A 16,793-nucleotide genomic window follows, 5' to 3' on the forward strand; every position below is an offset into this window, starting at 1 on the left:
AAGAAATTTAGAATACAAAAATGTATTTCAAATTCTATAAAATGATAATTAAACAGCACATTTTCTAATTTAAGAGGTTGATATTTTAATTAATTTATAAAGGTATGTCTAAAAAAGGTGGTGAATTTGAAGTTATTGCGATTGATTTTTTTGAAAATATTTTTAAAGAATTAAACTTCAAAGTTGTAAGAAAGAGAATTCAAAACTCAGGCTCACAAGATGGATACGATATCTTGATTGAAATTGTTGATGAGAGATTTAGAAGTTATTACATTTTTATCGAGTGTAAAGATTATAATGTTGAGCTTAATTATAGTGATGCAATTATTAAATTACCTCAAATAGCTTCAACTCATGAAGATATTGATTTGGTTGTCTTTATTTCACCGAGAAGAAACTTTAGTAATATTTTTGAAGAGACAAGAAATAAGCCATTCCTAGAAAGTTTATCAAATTCAAATTTTAGGGTTACTTTCTTGAGTCCTGAAACTGATGTGCAAAAGTATTTTTCACTCTATCCCGAAATCTATAATAAAATTTATGCAGAAAATGCTCCAACTCTAACAATAGAAGACCGTAAAGAGATATTGGACCAATTCAATAAGTTTATTTTTTCTAGCAAAAATTTAAATAAGGTAATAATTGACGAAACTGACAAAGAAAAATTCATTAAAAACCTTGAAAAAGATAACTTTCATATTGAAAGGACAATTAGAACATCACAAAAAAGAGAATCTTATTTTTATAATCCTGATTCAGGAAAAAGCACGTTAAATACAATTATTAAAAACCAAATACTTGGCGTTGTATTACTTGGAAATCCAGGTTATGGAAAAACTAATGAATTAAAACATTTTGCCGTTGATTTATGGGATAATAGAAATGAGAATGACCTTATTCCTTTCTTTTACAAGCTAAAAAACTTTACTTCTAGTTCAAAAATTGAAGACTTTTTACCTTCAAATTATAAATTTATCTATGACTTTACAATTATATTAGATGGAATTGACGAAATAGAAAATATTATTGATTTTACCAATAAATTAAGAAATTTTATTTCTGAAAACAGGAAGAATATCGATGATAAAAGAACCAAATTTGTTATTAGTTGTAGAACAAATGTTTATAAGAAATATATTAAAATCATAGATGATTTTGAAATCTGTTATTTAAATGAAATCAGCTTACAATCATCAAACAAATTTTTAAATGAAAAGTACAATCTTGATTTCCTAAACGAGAAAAAATTCGATTTCCACAAACATAGAGAAATACTTGAAAGTCCTTTCTATTTAGAATTAATCGGAAGCCATTTTGAAAAAACAGGAATTCTGTTAACTAATAAAGCACAGTTGATAAATGCATTTGTTGATTCAAGATTATTTGAAGATGAAGAAGTCAAATTTCAAAATGACACAATTTTTGATAAGGATAAATTAATTAGTTATACCCAAAAAATAGCATTTGCTTTAGAAGCAATGCAAAAAACTAGTTTACCCTCATCACAAATAAAAATAATATCCAATATTAATGAAAGAGATTTTGCTAAAAATCCATTCATAGAAGAGAATCTTAGTGATAATTGGAGTTTTGCTTTTAAAAATATTCAAGAATATTTTGTAGCAAAAATGCTAGAAAATCTTTCATTTGAAGAAATAATAAGTTTTATCAAAATAGATGATAAAACAAATAAAATTCATCCAACTTGGCATAATGTAATTACTTTTTTACTTAACCTTCAAATAGATTCAGAAATCCATAAATCTTTAGTGGATTGGTTATTGGTAAATGATTTTGAACTGCTTTTCAGTGCAGATTCTGACCGCATTAATAATGATGTCAAAATAAATGTTTTAGAAACTTTTTTCAGTAGAAACTGTATTGAGAACACGCTCTGGATTAATAATACTCAAGAAGTAGCTAATTTTAGTGAATGTGAAGCTAACATTAAATATCTTATAGAAAAGATTAAAGACAAAACTATACATCGGAGAGCACGAATGTCCGCCATTAAGTTGCTTTCCCATATGGATATGTCTCAACATTTTCTTGATGAGCTAAAGTTGATAATTCCCGACATATTAGAAGAAGATAATTTTGAAGATGAAAATAATTTATATCTAAAGCAAGATATAATTATGTTGACTGATAGTGTTGGAGTAAATGAAGATGTGGAATTTTTCAACAAAATTATATTGTTATTAAGACATAGAGATAATAAAGAAATTATTAGTTCAATAATACATTCTGTACCTAACAAATCTATTGAGGATAATATTGATTATTTTTTAGAAATTCTAGATAAATCAATTGGAAATAAAAATTGGATAGCGGTATCAAAATATAATTCGATAACATCTACAAAAGATAAATTGTTTGATTTGTTTCTAAGAGTTAACAATCCAGATATCTTATTGAAAATCTATTCTTTTTTAGTTGAAAGGCATAAAAATTATCAAATAAGAGAAAATCTCATAAAGGACTTTTTAAACTATTTTAAAGAGTTTTTCGAAGCCAAATTAGAACATCATGATTCACTTATTGAAATAATTTCAAATGCTGTAATAAACGACAAAATCAGATATTTCGAAGATGATTTACTTGTAGATATTGTTAAAGCATGTAAAATTGAAAAAAAAGTCTTCACGAAAATAATTCAAACAATATCAGGAAATTCAGACAGAAAGCATTTTTTAGCTGAAATAATAATTAAAGATTACTTTAATGAAGTTCTTAACCTTTACTTGAATAAAAAACTGAATGACGATTTTTTGCATCAATTCAGAAATGTGATAAGTCATAGGGATTTAAATTTAAGTAGACAATTTGAAGAGTACATAGAAAGTAATTCAAAATATATTTTTAGAGATAAAATTAGTACTGACGAAATAGAAGAAAGGAAAAAATATTGGGAATCAAAGAACCAAAAGAATTTCGATGTTTTATTTAAAAACGAGGAAATTGTTTTTCAGATAACAAAGCTTTATGATTTTCTTGGAAAGGAAGAATTATCCTATGATGATTTAGATAAATTTTATCATAAATATTATGAAAATTTTGAATTACAAAAAGAAGTAACAGAAAATGCGAAACATCTTTTATATGAAATCTTAAGAGACAATTATAAGCACAGTGACAAGTTAAATAGAAAAGAACTCCCACTATTAATTGAAAATTACAAATTCAATATAATGCTTGACATTATGAATTGTTTACCAGAAAAAGGCAAAAAAATTGAAATTTCAGATAAGCAAAAGAAACACATTAATGATTGGTGTAATGAAAATACAGAAACTGCCAAAGAATACTATTTAAAACATCTTTCAATTGGGAATAATCGAGATGATGAAAAATACAATCTCTTTCAAGCAATTTTTAAATTTCAAAAGCACTTTAAATTTAATTTAGATGAAACTTTATTACTTGATATGATTTGGTTTAACACTTATGAAAAAGGGATTGAAATTGACTATATGCAAGGTGTTGTTAGTGAAGAAAAAATTAATAACCGTATTTTAAAAAATCTGAAAGATGATAGATTAAGTCCAACAAGCTATTGTAACCATCTGAAATATTGTATTGAAAATAAAATAAATTACAAACAACTTAATTTAGATATAAAAGAGAAAATCAATATTTTCTTAAATAGTGATTATTATTTTTATTCTGGTCAGCTACTTGAAATGTTCTTTTCCAATGATTTGAAAACTCTTAAGGAATTCCTTAATTGTGATATTACCATTTCTCCTGAACGTAAGAAACATTTTTTCGATAACACAATCTCGATATTATTAAAAAACAACCATGCAGAAACAGCAAAGGTTTTTCTTATTGTAAACTATGAACAACTTATTTCTCAGAATGTGTACCAAGAGATTGAGATAATAGGTAAGCTAATTGACTTAAACTATGAAAGAACATTTGATAACTATTATAATTTAATTAAAACGAGTATTGAGAATTCAATAAAGTTAGGAACCGAGCTTCGTAATAATGATTGGCAGAAGTACACCAATAAATTTGCAATCGACAAGTTAATAAAACTTTTGGAGCTTTGTTTGTCAACGTCTAACATTGATAGCTTTTTTGATAGATTTTCCGACCCAATAAGAATAGCATCAGAAACTATTCTAAATATTTGTAAAACTAATGATTCCGAAACTTGTGTAGATGTCATTGAGAAGCTTAATGATTTTGACCTTAATAAAATAAAATCTGTAGATGGAGAATTATTCCATTATAACAAATTAAAAAATGATGTTCAAGAGATTTATTATAGTCATAAATCCAAACCATTTACCATCGTTCAGGTTTTAAAAGTTTTTGAAGAAAAAAAGTATATTTTTTTGAATTAAATTATTAATTCTTTTGTAAAGTATTTTATCAAAATAGTATAAAGATGATTAGGATATATCTAGATTGGAATGTTTTCAGTAGACTAGGTTCGAAAGATGAAACACATAAAAGGCTAACAGAAATCCTTAGTGATGAAACCAAGTTCTTAATCCCTTATTCAGAGGCACACCTAATTGATATTTATAGAAGCTATAAAAAAGTAGGAAATGATGGAATAAGTGGTCATTTAGATAAGCTACAACAATATTCTAAGTCATTGTTCATAACAGATACAATTAAACATCAGTTAGAATTCCAAAATCTTGCAACGAGGGAAGCTATGCAACAATATATTGAAGCATATAATGACCATCAAGATTTTAATTTTGATTTAGCTGAGTTGATAAAACCGTTCGAATCACTTCTTGAGCCATTATTAAACTTTCAAATTCCAAATCCACTTTTATCATTTCAAGAAAGTGAAGACAATAAAACATGTAATAATAAATTACGGACAACTAAAGATGCGCAAAAGTTGTTAGGAGATGAAGAAACTACATCTTTTGGGCAAATAATGGAGAACCTATTAAAAATGTCCAGTACTATCCTTCAAGATAATAGCTATAGCGAAATGCGAGATAATTTCCAAAAGGATTTAAAAGTTAATACAGGGAGATTGAATAACAAAAGATTCGACCCGATGGAAACGCTCGATGAAAATGCTCAAAAGCTTAAAAAAGAAAATTTTATGGAACTCCATCAAAGTCTTTTAATTGGAAACGATGATAAAAGTCTTTTCAATCGAATAATTGCACTTTGTCGCCATTTGGATTTTAATGGTTTTTTTGCTGATAACATTACTCCCGAACATCATTTAGATAATGTTGAAACTGATTATAAACATATTGGATATGCTTCAACTTGCGATATTTTTATCATTTCAGATAAAAAGACAAAAGAAAAAGCCATTATGGCCTTTGATATGCTTAACATTAAGGTTGAAGTTTTAAGCCCGCAGGAATTTGTTGCCTTCTCAGACAACAATTTTGTAAAAATTGAAAATAAAAAACAGTTAATTGATTATTTATTCTGGGTAACAACTAATAAGCCAATATTGATAAAAAACGGACTCCAGTTCCATTATGTTTTTTCATATGTTTTAGACTATTTCAATATAATTACAACACCAATAGAAAATCCAAAACAACTTGTTTTAAGGAAGTTCAGTACTTCAAACAATATTGGTGTTCTTATTAGAGAAATAACAGAAATAAGAAACAAATTATTGAATTTATTAGGAAATCCAATAATTGAATATGGTAACATTGGCGATGAATTTTATGCTATAAGCTGGATGACAGAAGATTTAGTCCTATTTGATTTTAAATATATAGAGGCATCACTTATTCTTGATGTGCAACAATGTAGGAAAATGAAAAGGTTAGAACGTATTTTAAAAACAACTAAAGAGATGGCTTGCTTAGTCACTAGAAAATTCAAAGAGAAATATTCAAAAAGACGTACAATATGATTAGAATGAATTAAGAATTCTCTCCCACCAAGTAAGTTTCTTTTTTTGCGAAATTTTATTTGAAGAAGTTTTAATTAGTTTTAATCTTTCATCCAAGAAAGAATCTTTATTTTTTTTCCACCAGTCTGGCAATTCAGAAGATTTAATTATTTCATCAATTTCTTGAGATGTCAATGTATTATTCTCTTTAGAGTATAAAGTTTCACTAATCAATGTTATAGCATCCCAAACTTGCTTGTTTTGAAATAATAAATGTAATGATTTAATACAGTTTGAAAAGTATGATGGTTGTTTTAATCTAAGATTTGGCAATAGTAGAATTAAATAATCATTCATTTTTTTAATATCACCACTATATCTTATATCACCTAACTTAGGTGACCAACAAGTCGGGTCGTAAAATTCATCCGTTAAAGGCTCCAGCTTAAAAATATTATCAGCACAAAACCCAGCGAAAAGAATTAAAATTATACTATCATGTTCAACTGGAGTAAGTGATTTTACATCTTTCTTTATTTTTCCTTTAAGCCCGCCCAAGGATAGATTGTCATATTCTTTGCTTTTTTTTATGTCTAATGTAACAAAATCAATTTGAAAAATATCTTTAAAAAGAAAAGCCATTACTACATGTCCAGCTTCATGATAAAAGTCATTCATATTATCCATATTAAGATAAGTTTTTTCGAAATTAAAATATTTTCAAATTTATATAACTTTTTTTACAAAATAGTTTAAGATTTAATAATAGCTATGAGTAGAGCTTGAATAATGATTTTAAAAAATCATCGTATATTTCCTGTATTACTTTAATAGTTCTAATCATCAAAATTTATAAGATGTCTTAATCAACTATTTTTTAAATCTTAATTTGTAATTATTTTTATACTATAAAAAACTGATTGGCAATGAACGAAAAAGAGTTAGAGCAATTTTTTGAAGAGTATCCTTACCTAGGATATTTTTACAGAACTAAAAAATTATATGAATTAACTAATAATCTCGATATCTTTTTATTAAAGACTTTGAAAAGGGATTTTACCGCATATTACCTTCAAAAAGGATTAAACTTGGCTAAAGACCATATAAATGGTAATCTACCTCAAGAATCTGGTACAGAGTATTATAATGCATATTTATTTATGAAAGATTATTTCAGAAATAAAAGTGATAAAACTGAAATTGATATTTTAAACGAAACTCTTGATGGTTTAATCTCCGATAATGAATACAAATTGGTTGAGTTCATATTTGAAGGTATTGCTGACTTTATATTTGATATTGATGAACTCATACGTTATAGTGAAAAGAAAATGAGTTCTCCAGTAGTTGATAATGATGAGAAAGAAGTTGAAGAAAATGAACTTATCGATTTAAGTGAAGGCACCATAACCTCAAAAATAATTTTCTTGGAAAAATTGGGGGTCATTGAATTTTTAAGAACTAAGAGTCCATTTAATACTTCCATAAATAGTTTGGCAAATGCAATAAGTGGATTAACAGGAGCAAAACCAACTTCTATTCAGCCAATGTTAAATGCAATGCTTAGCAAAGAGACATCAGACAAAAATAATCCTTTAAAATCGACAAATACAGTTAAAGTTGTTACCAATAAGTTGATTAATATAGGTTATAGTCCTAAATAAATTTCTAATGTAATTTTTAAAAAAATCACTACAATTTTTCAGCTTTTCATCTTTTAGGGATTCCCTAAAATTTCCCTAAGATTCATTTGTACCATAATAATCTTAAAAATAAAAAATTATGGAAACTAAAAAAATGGAAATGGAAAACTTAAAAATTGAAGTGACTGAAATGTTATTAGATGTAATAACTCTTTGTGAAGAAAATGAAATCGATTATTGTAAAATTACATTGTTTGATGTAGGTTATGAAGGAGCCGCTTCTTTCGTTTTTCATCAAGAAATAGAATTTGAAGATATACCTGAAGAGCTGGTAATTCTGAGTGACAATATTTCAGATATGATTGCGGAAGAATATCCATTATATTTTGATGATGAAAAAGAAAAATTCATGAAACAAGTAATCGACTCTATTATGTAATCTATATCTAAATACAAAGAATTCAGTTCACGAATAGATTTAGGCTAGTAATCTTTTAACACGTCTGCTTCTAATTCCGAAAGCAATCCTAACAAATTTCACCGAAAACTTTTTTTGCCCATCAAATGGGTAATGGAATTTCTATGTCTAAAATGAAAATATTATTAACAAGTAAAATCAAAAAAATATGGCTGAGAATAGCAAAATTGAATGGACACATCACACTGCAAATCTTTGGTGGGGCTGTACAAAAGTACATGAAGGATGTGATAACTGTTATGCATTAACCTTCGCAAAAAGGGTTGGCAATGACATTTGGGGGAATGATAAACCCAGAAGAATGATTAAAAATGTATGGGCTGAATTTGAGAGGTTCCAAAAAGAAGCACAAAAGCAAAATAAAATTCACAGAGTATTTGTCGGCTCCATGATGGACATTTTTGAAAAACCAATGCCCCTAGTCGACCATAAAGGGAACCCATATTTGGAAGACGGCAATGAATTTTGGAATACAGGTCAATTGAGAGATAAGTTATTCAATGAAGTGGTTCCTAATTCACCAAACCTGAAGTTTTTATTATTAACCAAAAGACCTTCGAATATCAACAAGTATATCCCTGAAAGTTGGAAACAAAATCCGCCAGAGAATGTGATGTTTGGGACTTCACCTGTTAGCCAAAAAACAGCAAATGATTTGATATTACAATTATCTAAAGTAAATGGACATAAATTTCTTTCAATTGAACCTCAATTAGAGAAAATTGATTTATTGGTCAAAGCCAAAGATTCTGATATGATTTTGCTGGATATGGTTGACTGGATTATAAACGGTGGTGAAAGCGGACATACTAAAAGACCATTTGATGCTGACTGGGGGCGATTGATTAGAGATGCATGTAAAACAAGAGCCGTTCCGTTTTTCTTTAAACAGATTGACAAAGTAAAGGCAATACCTGAAGACCTGTTAGTTCGAGAATTTCCCAAATAATTTAGAATTTGGGAAGGGGGGTGAGCGGAATTGGGGGGATGGGTATTGAACAGAAAACATTGTTTTTAAGTTGAGATGTGTACTTTCAGTTACGCTCCGCAGGTTGAGATGGATTTCTATATACAATATGTGATTAACTGCTTCTTAGAGTTTTAAGTTGATGTATTTTTTATTTAAACACAATTGTGTAAGTAATTAAATAATCTGCTACGCAGTAATTGAATTTATTTTTTGAAATATAATAGATAATATAATTTTTAATATAATTATTATTCTAATTAATATAGTTATAGTCTAATAGATAGAGCTTAAAAGAATATCCCTGCTGTCGTTGGAACAACACCCGTCTGTTGAAGTAGAGATAGGTCCCTGTTGTAAAAACATCATACACCTGCTCTACAAAAAATATCTCCTGTTGTTAAAAAACATCTCAATTCAAGTAAATACTCTTTACTTCAAGTAAAAACATTTTATAATTGGTCAAAAGATTCATATTCAACTCACAAAGTGAATCTTTTTCTTGGTGCTTTACCCCAACTTCTGCTCCAAGTGAAAAAGTAAATAACATAAACTAATAACAGAATATCATGAAGAAAAACAACAAACAAAACTTTGTACAAGTAAACTATAATTTACTAGCAACAACAAAACTAAATTCAACTCAAAAATTGTTTATATCCTATATCATTGGATGGCAGAGAAATAAACTTTTTTGTAAAGAAACCAATAATAACCTAGCATTAAAATTTGGAATGAAATATGGTGGTATTAGGTCATTACTATCATCTTTAAATAAATTTGATTTTTTCAAATCTGAGAGTTTTGATTATGATAAAACAACTTCAACGTCAGGGCACCAAATAACAGTTGATATTGGCAAATTAGGAGAATTTCTATCTCCCGAAAAAACATCTCAAGAAACAGATTCAAAAGAGCCAGAGAGAATTGAAGATGTAAGTCAAGATAATTCAAAAACAACGATGCAATATCATGATGATGAAATAATTAACATTGAGGAAGTAATGACCATTTTAGACTTTAATATCGATGACATAAATTCATTTAGAAATTTATTCAGTTCGAATAATGTAAAATTTGGAGAGTTCCAATATACTTTTTCAGGAAGATATGGAGTGCAAAAGTACATGCCAGATGACGGAATTGCAATTTCAAGTGAGCAATATGAAAAATTCCTTGAGATGTGTTTTGAAGATTAATCATTGAACAGGGTTGAGTTATACCCAATCTCAACCCCTTCCTTCCCCCGTTACCGCCCTGCTCAAGCCCCCCTTCCCCCATAGGCGAATATAGGCACATGATAGTGTTTATTTATTTTGGAAATTTTTTGGGTTCCAAAAAAAGAGAAATGGTTTTCAAAAAAAATATTTTTCACAAAATTTTCAAATAAAAAAATCAGTTCTTAAATGGTTGTGAACTCCAAATTACCTATCCCAATTGTTTGCCTATTAGCAAGTATTTGCAATACATTTAAGATTTAAAAACCTTGCTTTTAGTACTAAAGGACCCTAAAAACATCAATGTGTGTACTTTCTTTTTGGGAAATTTTAAATCATTATGTGAATTAGTATTTATTTGCTCTAATAGTATATGTTTTCGGCATTTGAGTCCCAGTCAAAATCACCTACACCTTCAATGATAATTTCATGGATTGATTTATCTGAATGTGCTTCTCCAAACCAAATTAAAACTATAGAACTTGCGTCTTTTATATCTGTGTTGGTTGGAACAGCTTCTGAGGTTAACCAGACAGTATATATAATAGGCTTCAAAACATTCTTAGAGCTATACTGGTTCTTTTTTTTTAGCAGAACTTTTTTATTTCCCCAATCTTTAGAATACTTGATGAGTCCTATAATACTGTCATTTATTGCTTCATTTGGTTCACCAACTAAAAGCCCACCATAGGTCATGGACATACTAAATGTTTCAAGTGAGACTTCTTTTCCAGTTTTTAGTTTTAGATTCATATTTATCATTTTATGATAAATATCTAGCTTTTCATTTTATTCAAAATAATCTCATTTAATTTTGAATTATTTTAAATAACAATTTGAAATCCAGGATTTTAAGTGAATTATTTTTTTGTAAAATTTAAAACCTGGAATATTGTAAAGTTGTTATAAAATAAGGTTTACCTTTTTGTATAACAGCAAATGAGTAAAAAACAACCTTTGAAGTCAACAAATTGACTTCATTTTTCAGGAACCCTTTTTTTATAACAGTGAAGATGAAAACACCAGTTGCAATTTTCGGACGTGTGAGTTTAGATTCGATGGATTTCCAAAGACAAATAAGTGACTTGCAAAAAGTAGCTGACAAACAGAATTATGAAGTTGTTAGTGTCATAACAGAAAAAATATCAGGAGCAAAAACAAATCAGGAACGTTTGGGAGTTCAACAGTTGTTAGAAGAAGCCAAACTTGGAAAATTTAAAAAAGTCCTTTGTACTGAAATTTCAAGGCTCGGAAGGTCAAATACTCAAACATTGTGTTTAATCGATGAGCTTCATGAATTGGGGATAAGTATATATTTTCAAGATTTGAATTCAGAAACATTAAACGAAAAAGGAGAGGTCTCTTTTCAAACGGAAATATTAACCAATCTACTTAGTTTATTTGCTAAAAATGAGAGACAGACTTTGATTAGTCGTATTCGGTCTGGAATGCAACAGGCTAAGGCAAATAATATTCATTGTGGAAGACCTAAAAACAGTAAAGAAGAATCTGAAGAATTCTTATCCAAATATCCGAAAGTTATTCAAGGCATAAAGAAAGGGTACAGTGTAAGGGAATGTGTTAAGTTGTATGATGTTTCCCTTGGAACAGTGGCAAAAATCAGAAAAATGATATAATTATGAGAAATGTAAACTTATCCAATATATATCTTCATTTGATTCAGTTCTATGGAGTATCAAAATTTGAGGTTTTTAGCGTTGTTAATCATTATCGAGTACCTACTGAAACCATGATAGAATTTTATCTGAATAGGGATATAAAAGTCAATCTTAGAAGATTGAATCGGGTCCTTGAAAGAGAAATTAAACTGGTTAAGAAATTTTTTGTGGTCCAAGAAGACTCAAAGTTAATTATCTGTATTCAGTATCATTCTGTAAAAGGAATGATTGAATATGATTTTGAACATAGCGCTAATTAATTAGCTAAACCCTATTTTTTATTTTCAGAACTTTAGATTCTACTTTTTTTGTTCCATCTGGAAATAATAAAATCACTTCCAGTTTATAATATTTGGAAGTGATTGGGCTTATTTGAGTTGTAATTATTCCATCATTCGTTTTCAGACCAAATTGGTCGTAATCACCTTTTGTGCTATCAACAGATTTCTTGAATACGTTTTTATATTTCTTATCCGATTTTATTTCATAATCACTCTCGAGAACATTTATTTTAATCTTAATTCCTTTATTAGCTAGGCTATCTGGGCGGGTATGAATATACATTGCAATATTATTGTCTAACTGTTTTAAGGTTACAATATCAACGTTTACTTGATTTTGTGAGTAACCAATGATGGTATTAAATAGAAATAAAATTGAAAGTATTTTCATAATTGTTTTATTGATAATAGTTAATTGAATTAATGAAATCAATTTGCTTTAAAACTTAACTTTAATCCAGTTCTTTTAATGTATCGGGTTAAATTAGCATAATGCTTGCATGAAATAGGTTTTCTATCCTTATCTTGATATACCGTATCACTTTTTACTAATCTGTTTTCAACATAATAGTTAGTAAGTGTGGTTTTCTTCGAAATCACTTCTCCCAAATCTTCATTAAAATAGGCATTATAAAAATTAGACTCTTGGGCGAAAACTTCATTATTTGAGTTAAAATAATATTTATGTTTCTCACTATATTTTCCATCGTTCATACTTAATCGGGGAGTCTCTACAATTAAACTGACGTGGGATTTAGAATCGTGATAAATTTCAAAGTCTAACTCGCTTCCGTTAAATTTGAGATTTTCCAAATTATCTTCACTGTAATTTGATTGGTTTTCAATTGATAATTTGTTTTTTGCCACTAAACTATCTATTTCATTTTTTTGATTTACAATATTATGAGCATTATAATCATTTTTAGATTTTGATAACACTTCATCTTTACTAACGTTTTTATGTGGCATAAAATCCACCACAAACCACATGGCAAACAAAATGAATAGCATAATGATGGAGAAGATTAATACTTTTTTTCTGGACTTGCCACCAATATTTACTTTATCATTTTCAATTTTTACCTGTTTTGAAATAAAATCGTAATCGCAAAACTCACACTTTTCAATGTCTTTATTTAGAATAACATTACAATTCGGACATTCTTTTTCATCAATACCAATTTCAACTTTGATTTGAGCATCTTCATTTTTAGGATTGGAATCCTCTAGTAATTTATTTTTTAATTCGGTAAAGTCATTTTGAGTAATAACCCCAGAATTAAGAAGTTCTTTTAATTTTAAAATTTCATCTATTTTGTTCATACAATTTGATTTTAATAGCTTCTAACACCTCTACCGTCACACATAGGACAAATTCTGCCTTCTAATTCTCCAGTTGCAATATTTCGACCCGTTTCTACTCCAGTGCCCTTACATAAAGAGCAGGCACTATTCTCATAAACCCGACCATCACGACCCATGTGATAGCCGTTGTTATTCATAATACTATTATTATTGTTTTGATAGCTATTGTTTTTATTAGTATTGCCTTTCGACTCATTATGTTCATTTGTATAATTGTTATTCTCTAGTTCAGCTGACCTGTTTTCGGTTGTTATTTGTATTGGCTCATCTGCCTTAAAAAAGGTTTTTTTGGCAAACGCAAAAAGTGCAATCCCAATAATTGTGTAAAGGATTGTTGCACTTGTACTCATTCTTTTTGGCTTCTCACTTTTACTCTGATAATCGGAAACATAATTTCGAGGTAGTTCCGCATCGTTTTCATTATCTGTTTCAGTCTTGAAAAGAATTTGTTTTTTTAGTTTGTTGAATTCGCTTTCTTCTAGCAATCCGTTATCAAACATCTCTTTAAGTTCTTTGAGTTTATCGTATTTATCCATGAATTTAATTTTATTCGCCTCACAAATATAGTGTGTTGCGGGCAAAAACCCGCAAGTTGAAATCAATTATTTTGACTGGACTTATGCAATTTTGCTCAATGCAGAAGCAACTAGACAGTATCAAAAAAGAGGTAGTTCAGAGAATACACGTAGTATTCCAAAGAGATTTCGATGGGAACAACCGAAAGTTTGCTAAAGAAGTTGGTTGTGATGAAAAAACAATACGTTTCTTGTTCGACCATAATCAGGGCATGACGTTGAATTTACTTTTTAAAATTGCTAGGGCAATCAAAATTAGCCCAAGCCAACTTCTTGATGGCTTGGAGTTCAAAAAAGACGAATAAGCACCCAAGTCATCTTTTCTTTTAGCAGGTCTTAAATAGCCTTAATTTCATTCGTAGAATGGTTGGCGGGTAAGTCTCGTTCCAATTGAAATTGAATGTATCATCTTTAGTTAGTTGTAGCTATCATAAGCTGATTTATATTTTTCAACTATGTATTCCATATTTTTGTTCTCTAATAACAAATGCATCTCGACCACCTTCAAGTTTTAATAATTTATCTCTATTGTTTATATTTTCAATTGATGTCGAAGTAAGGTTGGTAAAAATATTATTTAAGGGTATTTCAAGAATGTGAATTAATTCTGAATCTCCATTGATAACAAAATTAGAATTATGAGTCGCAAATATTATTTGTCTGTCCAATTTCTTCATTTTTATTAAATCAACTAGATAATCTGCTACTAATCTATTATCTAAATGGGCTTCAGGTTCATCAATGATAAGAGGTTTTACACCTGTCATTAACAAAGTTACTATCACAGCAGTACATCTTTGACCAAAAGAGCAATTTTGCAACTCCCTGTCTCCATAAAATCCTTTTATTTTAATAAATTTTGAGAGATTATAAAAATACTTTCTTATCATTAACTTATATATAACAATGTTAATATTAGAAGAAAATATGTCCGTAATGATTTTGACATAATTATTAGTTCTTCTAAAACCTTTTAAATCAATTTCATTTTCAAGTTTAGTTAAAAAAGTTTTAGCATTGTTATTTAATAATTCTTCAGTTGGCTCAAGTAGGAATAGAACCTCTTTTACATTAGAGGACGAAGTACCAGAGATGTGATAATTTGAGAATGTACTGTAAAATTCTTCAAAAAGTACTTCCTTATAATTTTCAAAATTAAACTCGAAAGTGAAATTAATATTTAAAACATTTTCGTTATCAATTTCTAATTTTTTATTAATCTGAGTAATATTTTGAGTTATTAATTTAGGGATGTATACCCATTTTACACCGAGGTTAAATTAAGCCACTCTTATTTTAAGAGGATAAGCATATCAGGTTCGAATTTATAAATTCTTTAATTTGTATCTGTGTTTTGATTTTCTTCGGTAAAATCTAAAAACCCATATATTTTATTAGTCAAATCAAAAGTTTTAATGTTACCCTCTTTGTTTATCTCTGAAATATCATACATAAGCATTTTTCTATCATAATCAATATCTGAGAGACGATATTTTTGGAGATTGTTTGAAGTAATGTAGTTTTCGATTTTACTGTGTAAATTTTCCAATCTGCTATTTAATAAGTCAATAGATGATTGTGCCAAATCATCTAATTTCCTGCTTTTATAATAAGCTATATTCTTGCTTGTAGAACTCATACTTCGAAACCTAAAGAAAATAAAAACGCCTAACTGTCCATAGGAAAGTGCTTCATTTCCTTCATTATGTTTTATTGTTGCAGATTCGAAATCCAAATCATTTTTAACATCCAACATCTTATGCTCCAATTCCTTATAATCAGCTATATTCTGGGTGGTATTTGCATTCATATCCTTTCTAAACGTATCAATGCTAATATTTTGAGTATTTATCGTATTCGTAAAGAGAGTAGAAAGCAATTCATGCTCTGTTCTAAAATTCTGTTTGATAATTTCCAGTTTCTCATCGATGATGAAATAAGAGGACACTCCAGCCAAAACAAGAGCAAACCCGATAACACTTAGTATCAATGTAGTAGAATTGCTCAATTGATTTAAGTAGAAATCTTCCTTATATTGCTGCTTTGACAATTCTTTCAGAGTCTCTGTGTCACAAATTGCAGATTTTTCCAATCTACCGCTTAAACTATCAATTTTAGAATTTAAATTATTGATCTCATCATATTGCTTTACAACAAAGAGAGATAAGACTAAGAAGCATACGATGACTAAATATTTCATAAAAACATTTTAAAGTTCTCGGCTAAAATAAAAAGACAGCCATCATCTTCCTTACGGAAAGCCGCATTGCAAAGAAAATAAATAGCTATTGTTCTAAATACTGAACCAGTACATACTGTAAATGATGATAGTAATATAGGAATTGGAGATCAACTTAGAAAAGGAGGACTTGCTATTATTACATCAAATCAAAAGGGAGGACAAATTGTTGTTGTATTATGTGTACAACATATTGAAATAATAACTATTTTTGTACTGATAAAGAAAAACCACCTGAACCTGTAAAAGAATCAAGTGGTTTTTCATAGGATACTGTGAGAGGAGCTACTATTGTTCACTCACTTCTCTAAGACCAGTCTAGTTTCTTCTATTACTCTCTCGCAAAATGAGGTAGAATATAACTAAAACTGGAATGCACGTAAGAGATTCCATAAAAAACATTAAAGGACCAAGGCTTCGAATCTGTGGTCCTTTTTTAGTTTTCCAAAGATAAGCATAATTTTGAAGTAGTCTTTTTTTAGTATTTAAGACTTATAAACAGTT

General features: G+C 28.6%; 15 protein-coding genes. 8 read left to right on the forward strand and 7 right to left on the reverse strand.

The genetic code is table 11. The features are described from left to right. Nucleotides 1-104: 104 nt before the first annotated feature. Nucleotides 105-4,355 carry an NACHT domain-containing protein gene (locus GGR22_RS03510; protein ID WP_182492584.1) on the forward strand — a complete coding sequence of 1,417 codons (4,251 nt, stop codon included), beginning with the start codon at nucleotides 105-107 and terminating at the stop codon, nucleotides 4,353-4,355. Between the two features lie 44 nt (nucleotides 4,356-4,399). Next, the gene (locus GGR22_RS03515) at nucleotides 4,400-5,866 is read left to right on the forward strand and encodes a hypothetical protein (protein ID WP_182492585.1); all 1,467 of its coding nucleotides are present in this window, start codon (nucleotides 4,400-4,402) and stop codon (nucleotides 5,864-5,866) included. Here the strand turns inward: GGR22_RS03515 and GGR22_RS03520 are convergent, their stop codons facing one another. Next, complete coding sequence (locus GGR22_RS03520) at nucleotides 5,867-6,523, reverse strand: hypothetical protein (protein WP_182492586.1); 657 nt, start codon at nucleotides 6,521-6,523, stop codon at nucleotides 5,867-5,869. It lies immediately after the preceding gene. Nucleotides 6,524-6,771: 248 nt separating this feature from the next. On the opposite strand from GGR22_RS03520, the gene GGR22_RS03525 reads away from it, so the two are divergent. The 4 genes from GGR22_RS03525 (at nucleotide 6,772) to GGR22_RS03540 (ending at nucleotide 10,132) form a co-directional block, all read left to right on the forward strand. Next, complete coding sequence (locus GGR22_RS03525; protein WP_182492587.1) at nucleotides 6,772-7,509, forward strand: hypothetical protein; 738 nt, start codon at nucleotides 6,772-6,774, stop codon at nucleotides 7,507-7,509. Nucleotides 7,510-7,627: 118 nt separating this feature from the next. Continuing rightward, nucleotides 7,628-7,927 carry a hypothetical protein gene (locus GGR22_RS03530; RefSeq protein WP_182492588.1) on the forward strand — a complete coding sequence of 100 codons (300 nt, stop codon included), beginning with the start codon at nucleotides 7,628-7,630 and terminating at the stop codon, nucleotides 7,925-7,927. 187 nt (nucleotides 7,928-8,114) lie between these two features. Next, nucleotides 8,115-8,915, forward strand: coding sequence for a DUF5131 family protein (locus tag GGR22_RS03535; RefSeq protein WP_182492589.1), 801 nt, complete (start codon nucleotides 8,115-8,117; stop codon nucleotides 8,913-8,915). A 587-nt stretch (nucleotides 8,916-9,502) separates the two neighbouring features. Then, nucleotides 9,503-10,132: a hypothetical protein gene (locus tag GGR22_RS03540; RefSeq protein ID WP_182492590.1), complete on the forward strand. Its 630-nt coding sequence runs from the start codon at nucleotides 9,503-9,505 to the stop codon at nucleotides 10,130-10,132. 381 nt (nucleotides 10,133-10,513) lie between these two features. Here the strand turns inward: GGR22_RS03540 and GGR22_RS03545 are convergent, their stop codons facing one another. Next, nucleotides 10,514-10,903, reverse strand: coding sequence for a hypothetical protein (locus tag GGR22_RS03545; RefSeq protein ID WP_182492591.1), 390 nt, complete (start codon nucleotides 10,901-10,903; stop codon nucleotides 10,514-10,516). 260 nt (nucleotides 10,904-11,163) lie between these two features. Between GGR22_RS03545 and GGR22_RS03550 the strand changes: the two genes are divergently transcribed. Further along, nucleotides 11,164-11,787 (forward strand): recombinase family protein, encoded by a 624-nt coding sequence (locus GGR22_RS03550; RefSeq protein WP_182492592.1) that lies wholly within the window; start codon nucleotides 11,164-11,166, stop codon nucleotides 11,785-11,787. Nucleotides 11,788-12,093: 306 nt separating this feature from the next. Here GGR22_RS03550 and GGR22_RS03555 read toward each other — a convergent pair whose 3' ends face one another. Genes GGR22_RS03555 through GGR22_RS03565 form a run of 3 tightly spaced genes read right to left on the reverse strand, consistent with a single transcriptional unit; the run spans nucleotide 12,094 to nucleotide 14,011 of the window. Then, nucleotides 12,094-12,501 carry a hypothetical protein gene (locus GGR22_RS03555; RefSeq protein ID WP_182492593.1) on the reverse strand — a complete coding sequence of 136 codons (408 nt, stop codon included), beginning with the start codon at nucleotides 12,499-12,501 and terminating at the stop codon, nucleotides 12,094-12,096. 38 nt (nucleotides 12,502-12,539) lie between these two features. Further along, nucleotides 12,540-13,433, reverse strand: a complete 894-nt coding sequence (locus tag GGR22_RS03560) for an SHOCT domain-containing protein (RefSeq protein WP_182492594.1) — start codon at nucleotides 13,431-13,433, stop codon at nucleotides 12,540-12,542. A gap of 11 nt (nucleotides 13,434-13,444) precedes the next feature. Next, the gene (locus GGR22_RS03565) at nucleotides 13,445-14,011 is read right to left on the reverse strand and encodes an SHOCT domain-containing protein (protein ID WP_182492595.1); all 567 of its coding nucleotides are present in this window, start codon (nucleotides 14,009-14,011) and stop codon (nucleotides 13,445-13,447) included. 56 nt (nucleotides 14,012-14,067) lie between these two features. Here GGR22_RS03565 and GGR22_RS03570 point away from each other — a divergent pair, with 56 nt between their 5' ends. Next, nucleotides 14,068-14,355 (forward strand): hypothetical protein, encoded by a 288-nt coding sequence (locus tag GGR22_RS03570; RefSeq protein WP_182492596.1) that lies wholly within the window; start codon nucleotides 14,068-14,070, stop codon nucleotides 14,353-14,355. A 144-nt stretch (nucleotides 14,356-14,499) separates the two neighbouring features. Here GGR22_RS03570 and GGR22_RS03575 read toward each other — a convergent pair whose 3' ends face one another. Further along, nucleotides 14,500-15,303: an AAA family ATPase gene (locus tag GGR22_RS03575; protein WP_182493503.1), complete on the reverse strand. Its 804-nt coding sequence runs from the start codon at nucleotides 15,301-15,303 to the stop codon at nucleotides 14,500-14,502. An 83-nt stretch (nucleotides 15,304-15,386) separates the two neighbouring features. Then, nucleotides 15,387-16,250: a hypothetical protein gene (locus tag GGR22_RS03580; protein WP_182492597.1), complete on the reverse strand. Its 864-nt coding sequence runs from the start codon at nucleotides 16,248-16,250 to the stop codon at nucleotides 15,387-15,389. Nucleotides 16,251-16,793 lie beyond the last annotated feature (543 nt).

The organism is Flavobacterium gossypii, from assembly GCF_014138495.1.
Lineage (GTDB): Bacteria > Bacteroidota > Bacteroidia > Flavobacteriales > Flavobacteriaceae > Flavobacterium > Flavobacterium endophyticum.

Coding starts and splice junctions, on each gene's coding strand:
- GGR22_RS03510 (WP_182492584.1), top strand. CDS start 105: ATGTCTAAAAAAGGTGGTGAATTTGAAGTTATTGCGATTGATTTTTTT.
- GGR22_RS03515 (WP_182492585.1), top strand. CDS start 4,400: ATGATTAGGATATATCTAGATTGGAATGTTTTCAGTAGACTAGGTTCG.
- GGR22_RS03520 (WP_182492586.1), bottom strand. CDS start 6,523: ATGAATGACTTTTATCATGAAGCTGGACATGTAGTAATGGCTTTTCTT.
- GGR22_RS03525 (WP_182492587.1), top strand. CDS start 6,772: ATGAACGAAAAAGAGTTAGAGCAATTTTTTGAAGAGTATCCTTACCTA.
- GGR22_RS03530 (WP_182492588.1), top strand. CDS start 7,628: ATGGAAACTAAAAAAATGGAAATGGAAAACTTAAAAATTGAAGTGACT.
- GGR22_RS03535 (WP_182492589.1), top strand. CDS start 8,115: ATGGCTGAGAATAGCAAAATTGAATGGACACATCACACTGCAAATCTT.
- GGR22_RS03540 (WP_182492590.1), top strand. CDS start 9,503: ATGAAGAAAAACAACAAACAAAACTTTGTACAAGTAAACTATAATTTA.
- GGR22_RS03545 (WP_182492591.1), bottom strand. CDS start 10,903: ATGAATCTAAAACTAAAAACTGGAAAAGAAGTCTCACTTGAAACATTT.
- GGR22_RS03550 (WP_182492592.1), top strand. CDS start 11,164: ATGAAAACACCAGTTGCAATTTTCGGACGTGTGAGTTTAGATTCGATG.
- GGR22_RS03555 (WP_182492593.1), bottom strand. CDS start 12,501: ATGAAAATACTTTCAATTTTATTTCTATTTAATACCATCATTGGTTAC.
- GGR22_RS03560 (WP_182492594.1), bottom strand. CDS start 13,433: ATGAACAAAATAGATGAAATTTTAAAATTAAAAGAACTTCTTAATTCT.
- GGR22_RS03565 (WP_182492595.1), bottom strand. CDS start 14,011: ATGGATAAATACGATAAACTCAAAGAACTTAAAGAGATGTTTGATAAC.
- GGR22_RS03580 (WP_182492597.1), bottom strand. CDS start 16,250: ATGAAATATTTAGTCATCGTATGCTTCTTAGTCTTATCTCTCTTTGTT.